Below are 16273 nucleotides of genomic sequence, written 5' to 3'. Positions count from 1 at the left end.
ACATGTTGATCGAAGGTTTATACACCGTAGAAAATTTTAAACAAGAAGACCAAACGGTACAGGCTACGGTTAAACTGAACGCCGCACATGAGGTCTTTAAAGGCCATTTTCCAGGAAACCCCGTAATGCCCGGAGTTTGCATGATTCAGATTATCAAGGAGCTGACCGAAAAGGCCACTGGGAAAAAATTATTTCTCTCTGTTGCGTCAAACATTAAGTTTATGGCAATCATCAATCCCGAAAAAAATGATGTTATTGAGCTTACATTAACCATTGCCGAGGATGATGAAACGGTAAAAGTTAAAAACACCACTTCCTTTGAAGAAACATTGGCGCTAAAGCTTAGTGCTACTTTTAATGTTCTAACCTAGACATTATGAATTTAAAGCTCGTTTTTCTGTTTATAGTATCCGCTTTGTCCATGGCACGCCCAGTAGACTTGCCAAAAGTTAGAACGGCTTATATTGAGGCAGCGGATAGTGAAGCGGCCACAAAAACCCTCCATGAAGAACTAATGTCCGTCTCCAAGACAGATGACAAAACGCTCGTAGCTTATAAGGGAGCGGTCACCACTATGATGGCCAAGTACGCCAAAGGAATAAAAGAAAAGAAAAACTACTTTAAAGAAGGGGCGGAGCTTTTGGAATATGCTCTGGAGGCAAAGCCTAAAAATGTAGAAATACGGTGCATTCGTTTAAGCGTACAAGAGAATGTACCCAAGATTACGGGCTACACTAAAAACATTGAAGAAGACAAGCAATTTATATTGGATAATTTTAACTCCGTTTCCAATAAAAACAGCAAGGATTTCGTTAAAGGATATATCTCCAAATCCGAGATTTTTAGCGAATCGGAAAGACAATTGCTACAAGGTTCGTAATACGTATCTTTGTAGAAAATTCAGAACCGGTCTTCTGAACCCTTTGAAAAAAATTGCTCGTGTCAACCCCTACCCCAACACTCCAAAATACTATGCAGCAACTTAATTGCTGCGTATTGGTACCCACATACAATAACGGTGGAACCTTAAGACGGGTGCTTGATGGTATTTTAGAACGCACCCACTCCATTATCATCGTTAATGACGGCGCGACGGACAACACAGCTGAAATTTTAAAAGAGTACCCTACCCTTGAACAAATTCATTTGCCGGAAAACAAAGGTAAAGGAAACGCGCTTCAAGTGGGTTTCAAAGCCGCAATTACCCAAAGATATGATTATGCAATAACCATAGATTCGGATGGTCAGCATTTTCCTGAAGACCTATCTGTTTTCTTAGATGAACTGCAAAAAGAGGAAACACCCAATGTATTGTACATTGGTTCACGAAACATGCAGCAAGAAGATGTGCCGGGCAAAAGTAGTTTTGGTAATAAATTTTCCAATTTTTGGTTTTGGTTCGAAACTGGCACCAAACTTCAGGATACCCAATGCGGTTACCGTCTATACCCTTTAAAACAGCTAAAGGATTTAAAGTTTTACACCCCAAAATTTGAATTTGAAATTGAAGTTATCGTTCGGTTGGCATGGGATGGAACATTGGTTAAAAATGTTCCGGTGCGTATCTTGTACGATGAAACGGAAAGGGTGTCCCACTTTAGGACCGTACCAGATTTTACACGCATAAGCATCCTAAACACTTGGTTGGTAATTGTAGCCATTTTATACATCAAACCCCGAAATTTCCTTCGGAAAATAAAAAAAAAAGGATTTAAAAAATTCCTTTTAGAAGACCTGCTGCGTAGTGACGACCCTCCTAAGACCAAAGCGCTTTCCATAGCCTTGGGCGTATTTTTGGGCATTGCTCCGTTTTGGGGTTTTCAGACCATTCTCGTTTTTGCTTTGGCAGCGCTATTTGGCCTGAACAAAGCAATTACCTTTGCATTTTCTAACGTTAGTCTTCCTCCTTTAATCCCTTTTATTATCTATTTTAGTGTAAAAATAGGCGTATTGATTACCGGCGAAGAGGTTTCTTTTTCAATAGAGAACATGACCGAAAACTTTGGAATGCTTCAAAATTTGAAAACCTATTTAATCGGCAGTTTTGCCCTGGCTATCCTATCTGCTCTATTTTTTGGAATTGTAGGTTACTTTACAATTCTATTCTTGGGAAAGAAAAAAATGGTGGTAGACAATGGGTAATTTCTTCTTTAAAGCATATAAGTTCATTGCCCGCAAACGGCTCCTTTCCACTGCGGTACTCTTATTGGTTCTAATTGGGCTCTCCCTTATTGTATCCAAGATTCAATTTGAAGATGATATTACCTCTCTTATTCCCGCCAATGAAGAAGCCCAGCGGGTACAAAAAGTTTTAAAGTCCATAACATTTACGGACAAGATTATCATCAACATACAAAAAGAAGAAAAAGGTACTGTTGACGACCTCACCAAATATGCGAAGGCCATACTGGACAGTTTGGAAAAGAACCAAGCCAACTTTATAAAAGGTGTACAAGGCCGGGTAAATTCCGATGATGTTCCCAAGACACTGGATTTAGTTTACAATAACCTCCCACTCTTTTTAGAAACTGAAGACTACCCGAGCATTTCAAATAAAATTGAGCCCGATAGTATTGCCACAGTAACCGCCGAAAATTACCGTACCCTGATTTCACCATCCGGTATTGTAGCCAAAAAAACCATCATCAAAGATCCTTTGCGGCTATCTTTTATTGCCCTTAAAAGGCTCCAAGAACTAGGCGTTGGAGACGATTTTAAATTAAAGAACGGGTTTCTTCTGGATAAAGAGGAAAAAAACATCCTGCTTTTCCTCACCCCTGCTTTTGGTTCTAACGAGACGGATAAAAATCTACCTTTTTCAAACGCACTTTATGACTTACAAGAGCAACTGAATAAGGCATACTCCACAAAAGTACACAGTGAATATTACGGTGCGGCCCTTGTTGCCGTGGCCAATGCCAAACAGATTCGTAGCGATATTCAATTTACGGTAAGCATTGCCATGACCTTGCTCATTATAATTTTAATGTTGTTCTACCGTAAGTTGGCATTACCCTTTATCCTATTTTTACCTACGCTTATTGGTGCCCTATTATCCATTGCCTTTCTCTGTATACTACGTGAGAAAATTTCAGCCATATCCTTGGGTATAGGCTCGGTGCTACTGGGAGTCACTTTAGATTATGCGTTGCATATCCTTACCCACATCCGTAACGGGAATGGTGCGGAAAGCCTTTACAAAGAGGTGGCACCTTCTATTCTTATGAGCAGCCTTACAACGGCTTCCGCATTTCTATGCCTTCTCTTCTTAGAGTCGCAAGCTTTGCAGGACCTTGGTATTTTTGCAGCGGTAAGTGTACTTGGCGCTTCGGTTTTTGCCCTGTTGTTCATTCCCCAGGTTTACTCTGCCAGTAAAGCGGTAAGTTCAAGAAAGACCATTTTAGACCGTGTGGCGGCTTTCGATTTTCACCGATCCAAATGGGCCATTATTGTACTGGTATTATTTTCGGTCATTAGTATTTTCACTTATAACAAAGTTGTTTTTAACAAGGACATTGCCAAGCTAAACTATGAAACCGAAGTACTAAGCGATGCTAGAAAACGATTGGAAATTTTAACTGACATCAGTTCAAAATCTATCTACATTTCTACTTACGGCAATAATACCCAAACGGTCTTAGCGCAAAACGACTCGCTTTACGACGCACTTAAAACCTTGGAAAAAAATAAGTCCATATTGAGTTTTAGTTCGGTTGGCGGACTCATTCGTTCCAAGAAAACACAGGAAGAAAAAATTAGGATATGGAAACAATTTTGGAGTCCGGACAAAATTAACACTACTAAAGAAAATCTAATTGAGAACAGTGCCCAGTTTGGGTTCAAACCCACTACGTTCTCCAAATTCTATGATTTATTACATTCGGATTTTAAGCCGATGGAGGTAACCGATTTTGAACCCATAAAATCTTTTTCTCTTGACGATTACATCGTTCATGATGATAACGGCACCACCATTACCTCGTTAGTAAAGGTAGATGATGACCATATTGGTGCACTGCGCAAAAAGTTCGAAAATTTACCCAACACACTTCTCATAGACCGCCAGCAAGTAAACGAGACATTTTTGGGCAACCTAAAAAACGATTTTAACAGCCTAATCGGGTACTCACTTATTGTAGTACTGCTTATCCTTTTGCTATTTTACCGCAGCCTATCGCTAACCGTAGTAACGAGTATCCCTATTTTTCTCACTTGGTTTTTAACCGTGGGTATAATGGGCCTTTTTCACATTGAATTCAATATTTTTAATATCATCATCTGTAGCTTTATTTTTGGGCTTGGGGTTGATTATAGCATATTTATCACTAACGGTTTACTCACGGAATATAGGACAGGTGAAACCGTATTGCATACCCATAAGACCTCTATTTTACTGTCGGTGATTACTACAATTGCAGGGGTCGGGGTTTTAATTTTTGCGAAACATCCCGTTCTCTATACCATTTCAACGGTATCATTAATTGGTATTCTATCTGCGGCATTCGTGGCCTTTACCGTGCAGCCCTTATTGTTTAGGTTATTTATTGGCAGTGCGGATAAACGCCCCATTTCGGTACGGTACTTTATACATTCAGTGTTATCGTTCGGGTATTTTGGAACAGGCGGATTTTTATACTCCATATACGGATGGTTAAAACTTAAACTATCACCGGAAAGCCGTACGAAACAAAACCGGGGCTTTCATAAAGCAGTTTCCAAATTAATGGGTTCCGTACTGTACACCAACCCTTTTGTATCCAAGGAAATAAGAAATCCGCTTAACGAAACTTTTGAAAAACCCGTAATGATTATTGCCAACCATACCAGCTTTTTGGATATCCTGGCCATTGGCATGCTACATCCAAAGATTATATTCATGGTTAATGACTGGGTCTATAATTCTCCCGTTTTTGGTAGTGCGGCAAAACTAGCGGGAGCTTACCCCGTTTCTGGGGGCATAGAAAACGGTGAAGCTTTTTTAAAAGAAAAAGTGGCCCAAGGGTTTAGTATTATTGCTTTTCCGGAGGGCACTAGATCTTCCACCAATAAAATAAAGCGATTTCACAAAGGAGCTTTCTATTTGGCACAGCAATTTGAGTTGGACATTCTTCCGGTGCTCATTCACGGAAATTCCGAAGTATTGCCCAAGGGCAGTTTTATTATCCGAGATGGTAGCATAACCATTGAGCTGCTACCAAGAATCAAGGCACATGACACCCAATACGGAAAAAACTACAGTGAGCGCGCCAAGCAGTTGGGCGCCTATTTTAGAAGCGAATTCAGAAGGCTTAGGAACGAAATTGAAGATGAAGATTACTGGACGAAAACGCTGTTGGAAAATTACAGGTATAAAGGCGACCAAATATATAAAGCGGTTGAACAAGATCTAGAAAACCATAAAGAGACTTACTACTCCCTTCTGAAAAAAATTGACTTAAAAAGTAGAATCGTACATCTGTCACAGGATTTTGGTCAGTTAGATATGCTCCTTGCCCTAGATTCCATAGACAGAAAAATAACAGTACACCTTAAGGATCAAGAAGCCACTTCTTTGCTCCAACATAATTTCTTAACCCGACACTACAGCAAAATTAATATTGCCCAAAGTCCAGAAGAAGCGCTTACCATAATTGCCGATGTGCTTATTCTGGACGTTCAATTAGAAATGGAGCAGCTTGCGGAACATCTAAACAACAATTTCACTACATTGATTCTATTAAAAAATGCGCGGGAAATTGAAGTGGAGCCACTAGAAACGTTAGGTTTCATTACTAGCGAACAAAATGATAACTTTAGGCTACTAAAAAAGACAAAGGGTCAATGAAAGAACATTATGACGTTGTGATAGTTGGTAGTGGCATGGGCGGTCTCGTTTCTGCTATTATTATGGCACGCGAGGGCAAAAGTGTCTGTGTTCTGGAAAAGAACAACCAATACGGAGGCAACCTACAGACCTTTGTTCGCGACCGGGCCATTTTTGATACGGGCGTTCATTATTTAGGAGGGCTTGAAAAAGGCCAGAACCTTTACCGTTACTTTGAGTATCTTGATATTTTGGACGGCTTAACCCTTACAAGACTGGATGAAGACGGCTTTGACCTGATTACTTTTGATGGTGACGAAAAGGAATATCCGCATGCCCAGGGTTACAAAAATTTTGAAGACAAGCTCGTTAAGGAATTTCCGGAGGAAAAAGAAGCAATTAGTACCTATTGCAAAAAACTTCAGGAAACCTGCAGCCGTTTTCCCCTTTACAATCTAAGACTTGGCAAACCCTATCATGAGGACACTGAACTTTTTACCTTACCGGCCAAAAAATATATAGACTCGGTTACGGAGAACGAAAAGTTACGTGCCGTACTTGCCGGCTCAAATTTATTGTATGCAGGTGAGGAAGGAAAAACGCCGTTCTATGTGCATGCCCTATCCATTAATTCATACATTCAAAGTTCCTATAGATGTGCAGATGGCGGCAGCCAAATAACCAAATTGCTCATCAAGCGTTTAAAGGAAAGCGGAGGCGAAACCTATAAACATAGTGAGGTTACCCGGTTTAATGTTGAAAACAAGCAAATAGTATCGGTCACTACAAAAAACGGTGCTGTTATAAAAGGAGACCTTTTCATATCCAATATAGAGCCCAAGCTTACCATTAAGATGGTAGGGCAAGAACATTTTAGAAAGTCGTACGCCAACCGCATCCAGAGTATAGACAGCACTATTTCGGCCTTTAGCATTCACATTGTACTAAAGCCCAAAACGTTTAAATACCTGAACCATAATTACTATCACTTTAAAAATTATGAATCGGTCTGGAACTCGCATCGCTATAGTCAAGAATCCTGGCCCGAAGCTTATATGGTCTCTATGGGCACCCGTAAGAACCAAGATGAGTGGGCGGATCAATTGACCGCCATAACCTATATGCGCTATGAAGAACTAGAGCCTTGGTCCGGAACTTTTAATACGGTAGCACAAAAAAATAGTAGGGGCGAGACGTACGAAGAATTCAAACAGACCAAGATAGATGCGTTTTTAAACGCCCTTGAGCAAAAATTTCCGAACATACGGCAAAGCATACAATCAATTCATACATCTACACCATTGTCCTACAGGGATTATATTGGTTGCAATGAAGGTTCTATGTACGGTTACGCCAAAGATTTCAACAATCCGCTAAAGACCTTTATCTCCCCAAAAACCAAAATAAAAAATCTATTTTTTACCGGACAGAGCATTAATATGCACGGTATTTTAGGCGTGACCATTAGTAGCGTAGTTACCTGTTCCGAAATTCTAGGCAGCGAATATTTGCTTGAAAAAATAACCAAAGGGCACACAAAGACCAACGAAAAAATAGATGCATAATGGGACAGTTTAAAACAACTCCGGTAGAACGCGTAGAAAACATCTCAAAAGCGGACTTCATTAAAAACTACTACAAGCCACAAAAGCCGGTTTTAATTACCGGGCTTACCAAAGATTGGCCTGCCTATACCAAATGGAAGTTAGATTATATTCAAGAGCGTGCCGGAGACCAAATTGTGCCCTTGTACAACAATGAACCTGCAAAGGACAAGGAAAGTGTCTATGCGCCCAAAAAGGAAATGAAGTTGAGCGAGTACGTTGAAATCCTAAAAACCGAACCCACGGATCTACGGATTTTCTTTTACAACATCCTAAAGGAAATGCCCGAATTGCTCAAAGACTTTGAATACCCGGATATTGGCCTAAAATTCTTTAAAAAATTACCGGCACTCTTCTTTGGTGGTGGCAAGTCTAAAGTATTCATGCATTATGATATTGATTTACCGGACAGTATGCATTTTCATTTTGATGGGGACAAAGTGGTAAACCTCTTCTCTCCCGAACAAACAAAATACCTGTACAAGGTGCCTTTTTCCATTCATAATATTGAGGATATAGACATGGATCATCCGGATTTTGAGAAATACCCCGCCTTACAGTATGCCCAATGTATTCGTGCCGAAATGAAACACGGAGATGCCCTCTATATGCCCAGTGGCTATTGGCATAGCATACGCTATTTAAACGGTGGTTTTTCTATGACGCTACGTGCCTTACCTAGGCACCCGGGGCGTTTTGCCAACATGCTCTACAATGTTATGATTATGCGCCACATAGATAACATAACCCGCAAATACCGCGGACAAAAATGGTTGGATTATAAAGACCGATGGGCAAAAAAACGGACAGAAAAGAACTTGAAAACGATAAAAAACAATTGAGGCGGCGTACTTTTACCTCTTAAGTGTTCCTATTAGCTTTTACCGATTGATGTAATGTCGAAAAAAATAGCACCAAAAATATACGTTCTTCTGGTCCTGGGCCTTCTTTTGGGGTCCTGCGGTGTTTCTAAATCCCTAAAAGACTTGCCCAACATAAGCCAATACGAAGCAAATGTAACGGAACGACAGCAACTTACAGATTCAACATATCTACTGGGCACTAATTTTTTGACCAAGAACCAACAGGGGCTTTATGAACTTTATGTCTCCGGGAACCCTTATGAACTGGGGCTTAAAACAGGAAACCTCACCCAAGAGCTTTTTCAGGAACAGGAACGTGTGTTCATTGAAAAAATAGACGACCTCGTACCCAAAAAAGGAAAGCAGAAACTGCTCCGGAAATTCTTGGCTTGGTTCAACCGAAAAATGTACAAGCATGTAGATGAGCAGTACAAGTCCGAAATTTATGGTATTTCTCAATATGCCTCCAAAGACTATAACCGTATAGCGGCGCCATACCCACGCGTCATGTACTTTCATGGAGCACATGATATTGGCCATGCCTTGCAAGACCTTGCATTGGTAGGTTGTTCCTCCTTTGCAGCTTGGGGAGACCATACTGCGGACGGCAAACTTTTAATAGGCAGGAACTTTGATTTTTATGCGGGAGATGATTTTGCCAAGAACAAAATCATTGCTTTTGTAGCCCCCGATGAAGGCCACAAATTCATGTCCGTTACCTGGGCAGGTATGGTGGGCGTAGTCTCAGGTATGAACGACCAAGGACTAACGGTAACCATCAATGCCGGAAAATCTAAATTCCCCCTAGTGGCCAAGACTCCCATTTCATTGGTAACACGGGAAATTCTACAGTATGCCTCAACTATTGAGGAAGCCATAACCATTGCAAGAAAGCGCGAAGTCTTTGTTTCCGAATCTATTTTTGTGGGAAGCGCCAAGGATAAAAAAGCTGCTCTTATTGAGGTTTCGCCGCATAAATTTGGAGTTTACGAAGTAGAAAACGGGAACCAACTGGTTTGCTCCAATCACTTTCAAAGTGAGGCATACGCCGATGATAAAAAGAACCGGAAACACATATTTGAAAGCCATTCCCAATACCGTTATGAGCGAATGGAAGAACTTCTGGACGAAGCTCCCAAAGTTACCCCAGAGCTCGCGGTAGACATCCTAAGGAACAAAAACGGACTGGATAACAAACGTATCGGGTACGGGAATGAAATGGCGCTCAACCAAATGTTGGCGCACCACGGTATTGTTTTTCAACCGGAAGACCTTATGGTCTGGGTTTCAAGCAATCCGTATCAATTGGGAGAATTTGTGGCTTATGACCTAAACGAGGTCTTTAAAAATGCCAACCAAAACCCTGGGGCCAAACCTATTTCTTTATCGGATAAAAATATAGCTCCAGACCCTTTTCTGCGTACTTTGGCCTATAGGCATTATGAACGCTATAGAGATTTAAACCGAGAAATAACCGCTGCTATTGCTTCCGAAGAGAAAATTGAACCTGCAATCCTGTCCGAATTTGTAGCCATAAATCCCGACTTTTGGGAGGTACATTTTCTGGTAGGGCAGTACCATTATCAAAATAAGAACTATCAAGAAGCGCTCAAAGCTTTTGAGACGGCACGCTCCAAAGAAATAACCACAGTACCCGATACGGAAGTCCTCAACAAGTACATTAAAAAAACCAAAAGGAAGCTCAAATAATGATTCCAGAAATAGAAAAAGCATCCATCCCGGAAATCAAGGCGTTTCAAGAAGAAAAGCTAAAAGAACTCGTAGGTTACGTAAGCGAGAAATCGCCTTACTACAGACGTCTTTTTCGTCAATATAAAATACATCCAACGGACATTAATACACTTGAGGACTTGGCCAAACTGCCCGTAACCACCAAGGAGCAGTTACAGCAACATAACAATGATTTTCTTTGCGTGCCCAAATCGCAGATTATAGATTTTGTGACCACATCGGGCACTTTGGGCGACCCTGTAATTTTAGGCCAGACCGATAAGGATTTAGACCGCTTGGCGCATAACGAAGCCATTTCTTTGGCCTGTTCGGGAGTGGGTAAAGATGATATTATACAAATGACAACTACTATGGACCGCCGTTTTATGGCCGGTCTTGCCTATTTTCTAGGAGTGAGAAAATTGGGCGCAGGTATTATTCGTGTGGGTGCAGGTATTCCGGAATTGCAATGGGACACCATCCTGAAATTCCAACCAACCTATCTAATTGTGGTGCCTTCGTTTTTGTTGAAATTGATTCAATATGCCGAAAATCATGAGATAGACATTAACGCTTCTGGTGTTAAAGGGGCCATTTGCATTGGCGAATCTTTGCGGAACCAAGATTTTTCATTGAACGTCCTTGCCCATAAAATTAAGGAAAAATGGAATATTGAACTGTATTCCACCTACGCTTCCACTGAAATGAGCACCGCCTTTGCCGAATGTTCGGAGCAGCAAGGAGGGCATCACCATCCCGAGCTTATCATTTCGGAAATTTTAGATGAGAACGACCAGCCCGTTGCCCATGGGGAAGAAGGAGAGCTCACCATTACCACTTTAGGCGTAGAAGCCATGCCTTTGCTTCGTTTTAAGACCGGAGATATTGTGGTTGCGCATACCTCACCCTGTGCTTGTGGCAGGAACACTATGCGTTTAGGACCTGTGGTTGGCCGAAAAAAACAAATGATAAAATATAAGGGCACCACCCTATACCCTCCCGCAATGGACAATCTTTTGAACGATTTTGAGGAAGTGGACGGTTATGTGTTCGAGATATATCATAATGATATTGGTACGGATGAAATCCTGATAAAGATAGCTTCTTCCTCGGCAGACCCTAAATTGATGCAGGCCATTAAGGACCATTTTAGGTCCAAGTTGCGGGTTTCCCCAAATATTGAAATCTGTCCTAACGCGGAAATCCAGAAACTACGGATGTCCAAACTGGGCAGGAAACCTATTAGCGTGATCGATAAGAGGCAGTAGCACCTGGCTTCGTCTGCGCTCAGCCATACGGTGCTAATAAACAAAAGCTATTTTCAGGCCGTACTCAGCTATACAGTGCTGCTGACATTGCGAATGTCATCCTACTCTGGCTTATACTTTGAATGCGAGTAATTCCGGCATTCAGAAAGAATTTGAAGCGTTTTGAACTTACCGTTCATTAATGCTATTTTCTTAGCACGAGACCAGCCTTTTAACTGTTTCTCAAATTGTAACGCTTGATATGCTTTTGTGAATTGTAAGTGATATAGCAACCTCACCGGTCGTCTTTTATTCGTATAGGCATTCTCGTAAAATCCCGTTTGGTGTTCTTCTAACCTTCTCTCAACGTTATTGGTGAAACCTACATAGAAACTTTTATCGGCACATTCTAAGATGTAAACATAGTATGGTCCCATAAAATTTGCTTTTTGCATGTTCATGTAAAATGCATGGCTGAGCGCAGCCGAAGCCAGCATTTTACTTCCCGATCAGGTACAAGCCCATTTGAATTTTCCAGTAGGGCATTTTCTCCTCAAAATATTCAAAGAACACTTTTAGGCCTTCGGGCTGATCAAGTTCGGACTGTGCTTTTTTAATGCTTGCAATTTCATCTTTGGAAATAAACCGACTCAAATCTACATCTGCGCCTTCGGCATGTGCTTTTTGTAGGTGATTGTAAACGCTACCTTCCTGTATACCGCGTTGCATTGCTATTTCTTCCACCGAAAAACCATCTTTCAACATTTGAAACGAAAGCTGATGACTGGGATTCTTTTTCTTCTTCTTTACCGGTTGATTGAACGCCTTTATTTCCTTTAAAAATGGAGCGGCGTACTTTTCCAATTTGGCCTGACCTACACCTGAAACTTCCATAAATTCCGTTTCGTTCTTGGGCAGCCTCTGTTCCATATCCTTTAAACTGGCATCGCTAAAAACTACGTAAGCCGGAACATTTTGCTCAGTTGCAATTTGTTGGCGCAACACCCGGAGACGCTCGAACAATCCGGTTGCGGCCATTTTGCTCTTACTGGTTTTCTTGGCTTGCGATTTTTCTTTTTTCTCCAGAATAGCCAGCTGAATTTCCTTGCCCTCGTATAGTACCTCTTTGGCGAGGGGCGTAAGCGAAAGACGGCCACCTTCCCTAAAATTAATGGAAAGCACCCCTTGGTTCAGCAATTGAATGATATACTGCTGTAAATCTTGCCAAGACACGTCCTTGACGGCGCCATAGGTTTTGATATGCTGATACCCTTTTTCCATCACTTGGGCGTTCTGTGCGCCGCGAAGTACATCAACCAACATGCCCATGGCTTCCTTTTCCTTTAAACGCGCCACTCCGGAACAGATTTTTTGGGTGAGGACGGTAGCATCAAAATATTGGGGCGGACGGTTACAAATGTCGCAATTGCCACAATTCTGGGTCATGTGCTCCCCAAAATAATTGAGCAGGGCAATCCGGCGGCAGCTTAATGCTTCGGCAAATTGCTGCATCCGCTCCAACTTGGCGTATTCCACATCTGCATTTTCGCTATTGGCAATAAACCTGCGCAGCTGGGCCACATCGGCAAAACTATAAAAAAGCAAAGCGTGGGCAGGTAGGCTATCCCTTCCGCCACGGCCAATCTCCTGATAATAGCCCTCTACGTTCTTGGGCAGGTTGTAATGAATAACCCAACGCACATTACTTTTATCTATACCCATACCAAAAGCGATGGTAGCCACAATAATGGGTACGCGATCGGTAATAAAATCTTCCTGTACCTTGCTCCGCTCTTCTGCGGGAAGTCCGGCATGGTAGGATTTGGCATTGAAACCGGATGCCAATAGCTTATCTGCAATGGTCTGCGTACTTTTTCGGCTAAGGCAATAGATGATTCCGCTTTCATTGGGCCGTTCCGCCAAAAACTCCAAAATCTGACCGATACGGTCTTGCGCCGGACGTACTTCCAATGAAATATTAGGACGATTGAAAGAGGCCAAATGCCGCAACGCATGTGGAATACGCAATTGTTCCAGGATATCGTCCTGAGTGGTTTTATCCGCAGTGGCCGTTAACGCAATTATAGGAACCTCGGGAAACTGCTGTTTTAAACCGCCCAATTGGGTATAGGCAGGCCTAAAATCATGTCCCCAGGAAGAAATACAATGCGCTTCGTCTATGGCAAAGAGACTAATGGTTATTTCCGAAAGAATGTGTTGTAAGAGCCCCAAACTCTCCGGTGCCACGTATAATAATTTGAGCTCGCCTTTATACAAATGGGTTTCTACCGCTTCCCTTTTTTCCGCTTCTAGAGAACTATTAAAATAGGCCGCGGAAATACCATTTGCCGTTAAGGCATCTACCTGGTCTTTCATCAGGGCGATCAACGGGGAAATAACAATAGCCGTACCGTTCATGGCCAAGGCCGGAAGTTGAAAGCAAAGCGATTTTCCGCCACCCGTTGGCATAATGGCCAAAACATCTTTTTGGGCGAGCACATCACTAATGATGTTCCATTGGTTGGGCCGAAACGAATCGTAACCAAAATTTGTTTTTAAAAGAGGAAGTAGTTCTTGTTCTGTAGTAAGCACCATGAATAGTATTGAAATTCTTGGCCGCAAAGAGCCGTTGCCATAAACCGAGGCAAAACCAAAGTGCGCTATTACACATTTTGGCCCTGCCCGGTTTGCAAAGAACGGTATATTCTATTTACCCAACATTAAAAGTTCGTTACAACGTACCTCTGTAATGTAACGTTTTTCACCCTCTTTGGTTTCATAGGAGCGGTGGGTAAGCTTGCCCTCTACCGCAACCTGTTTTCCCTTGGTGAGATAATTTTCTACAATTTCTGCGGTCTTGCCCCAGGCCACTATATTGTGCCACTGGGTATCGTCTACCCGCTCTCCTTGTGCGTTTTTATAACTCTCTGTAGTAGCTATGGAAAATTTGGCCAGTTTATTACCATTATCCATGTTTACGATTTCTGGGTCCTGACCCAAGTTTCCTATCAACTGTACTTTGTTTTTTAAGGCGTTCATTTTACTAATTTTACGTTAAACAGTTCATACTATTGAACCACGATGATTCAACACTGCAAACATAGAACGGGGTGCAAATTGTATTCGGTTACAAAACAATTGTTTTCGTTTGTAAACGTTTAAAAACGAATAAATATGCTGTAAGAATACACTTCAACCATTGTAAACCAGTATAGTTTGAGGGATTTAATTAAATTAGGTCTAAAATAGAGATAAAGCAACTAGTTGCTTTATATAATTGTTGTGCAACAAGCTAAACAAACCAAGATAATGAAGTACTATAAACGAAATTGGGAAGAAACTCGTGGAGATGAGTTTGACAGTTGGGGAAAATCCATTTGGTACTTTGAAACCGAAAATTCTGGACTTCCTACAAAGCAAGTTGAAGTTTATGAAAACGGAAAAGTATTGAAATATGATAAAACAAAATTGGAGGATGAATTTGGTGGACTTGGAGACCAAGAATTGGATTTAGAAGAATTCTCTGAATTTGAGATTTCAGAAAATGAATTTAACGAAATTTGGAAAAAGGATTAACTATTTAATCAAGATATGAATTCACAAACTATAATTACTGTTTTGTCTATTACTTTACCGCTTTTAGGTGCGGGAATCGGATATTTAATAAAAAGCAGTATTGAAAAGAAAAAAGAGCTTACTAACGAAATAACCAAAGAGAGAAGAGCTATATATCAACAGTATGTGAATTTGATTATTGGAATTTTCGCAAATACTAAAGCCAATAAAAGTAACAATCCGAACAAAATGCTGACTGACTTATATGAATTTTATAAAAAATATGTCTTGTATGCATCACCCAAAGTAATTATAGCATTTTCTGACTATTTCCAGTTTATGTATCACCAAGATGAAAATGAGGAAGTTGATTCTAAAACTCATTTGTTATTAATGACAAAGATAATGGTTGAAATGAGGAAAGATTTAGGCTTGAAAAACAATGACCTTGGAAAAAATGGACAAATGTTAATGAGAGCACTGATTAAAGATTATGATATAATAATTAAATAAAGCCAGTTGCCAACAACGTGTATAGCTCATTGCTATTCAGTTGCTTAAACCGAAATTAAGGCATATTTGGAAAGTCGCCAAATTTTTAAATTTGACGATTTCCAACAAAAAAGATAAATAGTAAAATTTAAAAATCTGGCTTGTGGCTCGACCGAAAAATAATCGCTAATTTAGACGCAACGAGCCATACACAAGACCGTTGTAAACAATTATGAAGAACATTTTACTTCTAATAACCGTTATATGCTTAAACGTAAAAATGTTTGCTCAAAATTGTCCTAAACCTAATATTTCTAAAGAACTTGAAATAAAAATAAGCACAGATTCTATCTACAAACAGGACGTTCAATTTCGAATGGAGTATTATGTTAAATTGAGCAAAATGATTCTCCCCAAGTATTTTGGACTAAAAAAACTAATAAAACAAAAAATAGAAGTTGAGGACAGGGCAAAAATTGAGGAACTTGCAAAATCGTATGAAAAAAATCGATTAGAATACTTAGATGAATTTAAAAAAACCAATGCAAGTGTATATCAAAATGCTTTAGGTTACAGTAACTTAAATACTTTATTGATTTTTGAAACCTTAAGTGTTTTCCCAGACACATATGCCATTCTATTAAATGAAACGATTCCTAAAAGTAGAGCCAAAGCAGAAGACAAAATTCTAATTGACCAATTATATTCGAAATACAACGGCATTATGATAAGAAACTCAGACTGTATTAGGGATATGGCTATGGACATTAAAACTGCGAAAAATCAATTCAAAATCCTTGAAATATTTCAAAATACTGGAAATAGAACCGAAGAAGATAATGCTAAAATAGAATTGATAAACTTGCTAATTTGGGCAGAGAAATAACTGTTTACAACAAAAGTAACCGTTGCACAAGCCGTTGATTCTCCACGGAACGGATTCATATAAGCCTCTTTACGGGGCTTTTTTTATGTCTG

Annotated in this window: 14 protein-coding genes; 11 read left to right on the top strand and 3 right to left on the bottom strand. The window is 40.4% G+C overall.

Annotation, left to right across the window (positions count from 1 at the left end):
* Nucleotides 1-2 precede the first annotated feature (2 nt).
* The 8 genes from Q4597_RS04065 to Q4597_RS04030 all read left to right on the top strand — a co-directional run bounded on the left by Q4597_RS04065 (nucleotide 3) and on the right by Q4597_RS04030 (nucleotide 11269).
* Nucleotides 3-371: a 3-hydroxyacyl-ACP dehydratase gene (locus tag Q4597_RS04065; RefSeq protein ID WP_303404827.1), complete on the top strand. Its 369-nt coding sequence runs from the start codon at nucleotides 3-5 to the stop codon at nucleotides 369-371.
* A 5-nt stretch (nucleotides 372-376) separates the two neighbouring features.
* Nucleotides 377-880: a ubiquitin-like protein Pup gene (locus tag Q4597_RS04060; RefSeq protein ID WP_289038361.1), complete on the top strand. Its 504-nt coding sequence runs from the start codon at nucleotides 377-379 to the stop codon at nucleotides 878-880.
* Between the two features lie 92 nt (nucleotides 881-972).
* The gene (locus tag Q4597_RS04055; RefSeq protein WP_303404826.1) at nucleotides 973-2142 is read left to right on the top strand and encodes a DUF2062 domain-containing protein; all 1170 of its coding nucleotides are present in this window, start codon (nucleotides 973-975) and stop codon (nucleotides 2140-2142) included.
* Complete coding sequence (locus Q4597_RS04050) at nucleotides 2135-5824, top strand: 1-acyl-sn-glycerol-3-phosphate acyltransferase (protein WP_303404825.1); 3690 nt, start codon at nucleotides 2135-2137, stop codon at nucleotides 5822-5824. The genes Q4597_RS04055 and Q4597_RS04050 overlap by 8 nt, the downstream gene beginning before the upstream one ends.
* A complete protein-coding gene (locus Q4597_RS04045; RefSeq protein WP_215436008.1) occupies nucleotides 5821-7368 on the top strand; it encodes an NAD(P)/FAD-dependent oxidoreductase in 1548 nt (515 codons plus the stop codon). The genes Q4597_RS04050 and Q4597_RS04045 overlap by 4 nt, the downstream gene beginning before the upstream one ends.
* The gene (locus Q4597_RS04040; RefSeq protein ID WP_303404824.1) at nucleotides 7368-8249 is read left to right on the top strand and encodes a cupin-like domain-containing protein; all 882 of its coding nucleotides are present in this window, start codon (nucleotides 7368-7370) and stop codon (nucleotides 8247-8249) included. The genes Q4597_RS04045 and Q4597_RS04040 overlap by 1 nt, the downstream gene beginning before the upstream one ends.
* Before the next feature lie 54 nt (nucleotides 8250-8303).
* Nucleotides 8304-9980, top strand: a complete 1677-nt coding sequence (locus tag Q4597_RS04035; protein ID WP_303404823.1) for a C45 family autoproteolytic acyltransferase/hydolase — start codon at nucleotides 8304-8306, stop codon at nucleotides 9978-9980.
* Complete coding sequence (locus Q4597_RS04030) at nucleotides 9980-11269, top strand: phenylacetate--CoA ligase family protein (protein ID WP_303404822.1); 1290 nt, start codon at nucleotides 9980-9982, stop codon at nucleotides 11267-11269. Before Q4597_RS04035 ends, Q4597_RS04030 begins: the two co-directional genes overlap by 1 nt.
* A 101-nt stretch (nucleotides 11270-11370) precedes the next feature.
* On the opposite strand, the gene Q4597_RS04025 is transcribed toward Q4597_RS04030, so the two are convergent.
* The 3 genes from Q4597_RS04025 to Q4597_RS04015 all read right to left on the bottom strand — a co-directional run bounded on the left by Q4597_RS04025 (nucleotide 11371) and on the right by Q4597_RS04015 (nucleotide 14287).
* A complete protein-coding gene (locus Q4597_RS04025; protein ID WP_289038350.1) occupies nucleotides 11371-11685 on the bottom strand; it encodes a GIY-YIG nuclease family protein in 315 nt (104 codons plus the stop codon).
* 61 nt (nucleotides 11686-11746) lie between these two features.
* On the bottom strand, nucleotides 11747-13843 hold the full coding sequence (gene recQ, locus Q4597_RS04020; protein ID WP_303404821.1) for a DNA helicase RecQ: 2097 nt from the start codon (nucleotides 13841-13843) through the stop codon (nucleotides 11747-11749).
* 111 nt (nucleotides 13844-13954) lie between these two features.
* Entirely contained in the window at nucleotides 13955-14287 is a 333-nt protein-coding gene (locus Q4597_RS04015; RefSeq protein WP_303404820.1) for a single-stranded DNA-binding protein, read from the bottom strand.
* A gap of 270 nt (nucleotides 14288-14557) precedes the next feature.
* On the opposite strand from Q4597_RS04015, the gene Q4597_RS04010 reads away from it, so the two are divergent.
* From Q4597_RS04010 to Q4597_RS04000, 3 genes are all read left to right on the top strand, one after another.
* Nucleotides 14558-14824 carry a hypothetical protein gene (locus Q4597_RS04010; RefSeq protein ID WP_303404819.1) on the top strand — a complete coding sequence of 89 codons (267 nt, stop codon included), beginning with the start codon at nucleotides 14558-14560 and terminating at the stop codon, nucleotides 14822-14824.
* A gap of 15 nt (nucleotides 14825-14839) precedes the next feature.
* Nucleotides 14840-15316 carry a hypothetical protein gene (locus tag Q4597_RS04005; protein ID WP_303404818.1) on the top strand — a complete coding sequence of 159 codons (477 nt, stop codon included), beginning with the start codon at nucleotides 14840-14842 and terminating at the stop codon, nucleotides 15314-15316.
* 211 nt (nucleotides 15317-15527) lie between these two features.
* Complete coding sequence (locus Q4597_RS04000; protein WP_303404817.1) at nucleotides 15528-16181, top strand: hypothetical protein; 654 nt, start codon at nucleotides 15528-15530, stop codon at nucleotides 16179-16181.
* Nucleotides 16182-16273: the final 92 nt, after the last annotated feature.

It is taken from the genome of Zobellia sp. 1_MG-2023, assembly GCF_030549125.1.
Lineage (GTDB): Bacteria > Bacteroidota > Bacteroidia > Flavobacteriales > Flavobacteriaceae > Zobellia > Zobellia russellii.
The sequence above is the reverse complement of the archived record's forward strand: the minus strand, read 5'-3'. Positions and strand labels throughout refer to the sequence as shown.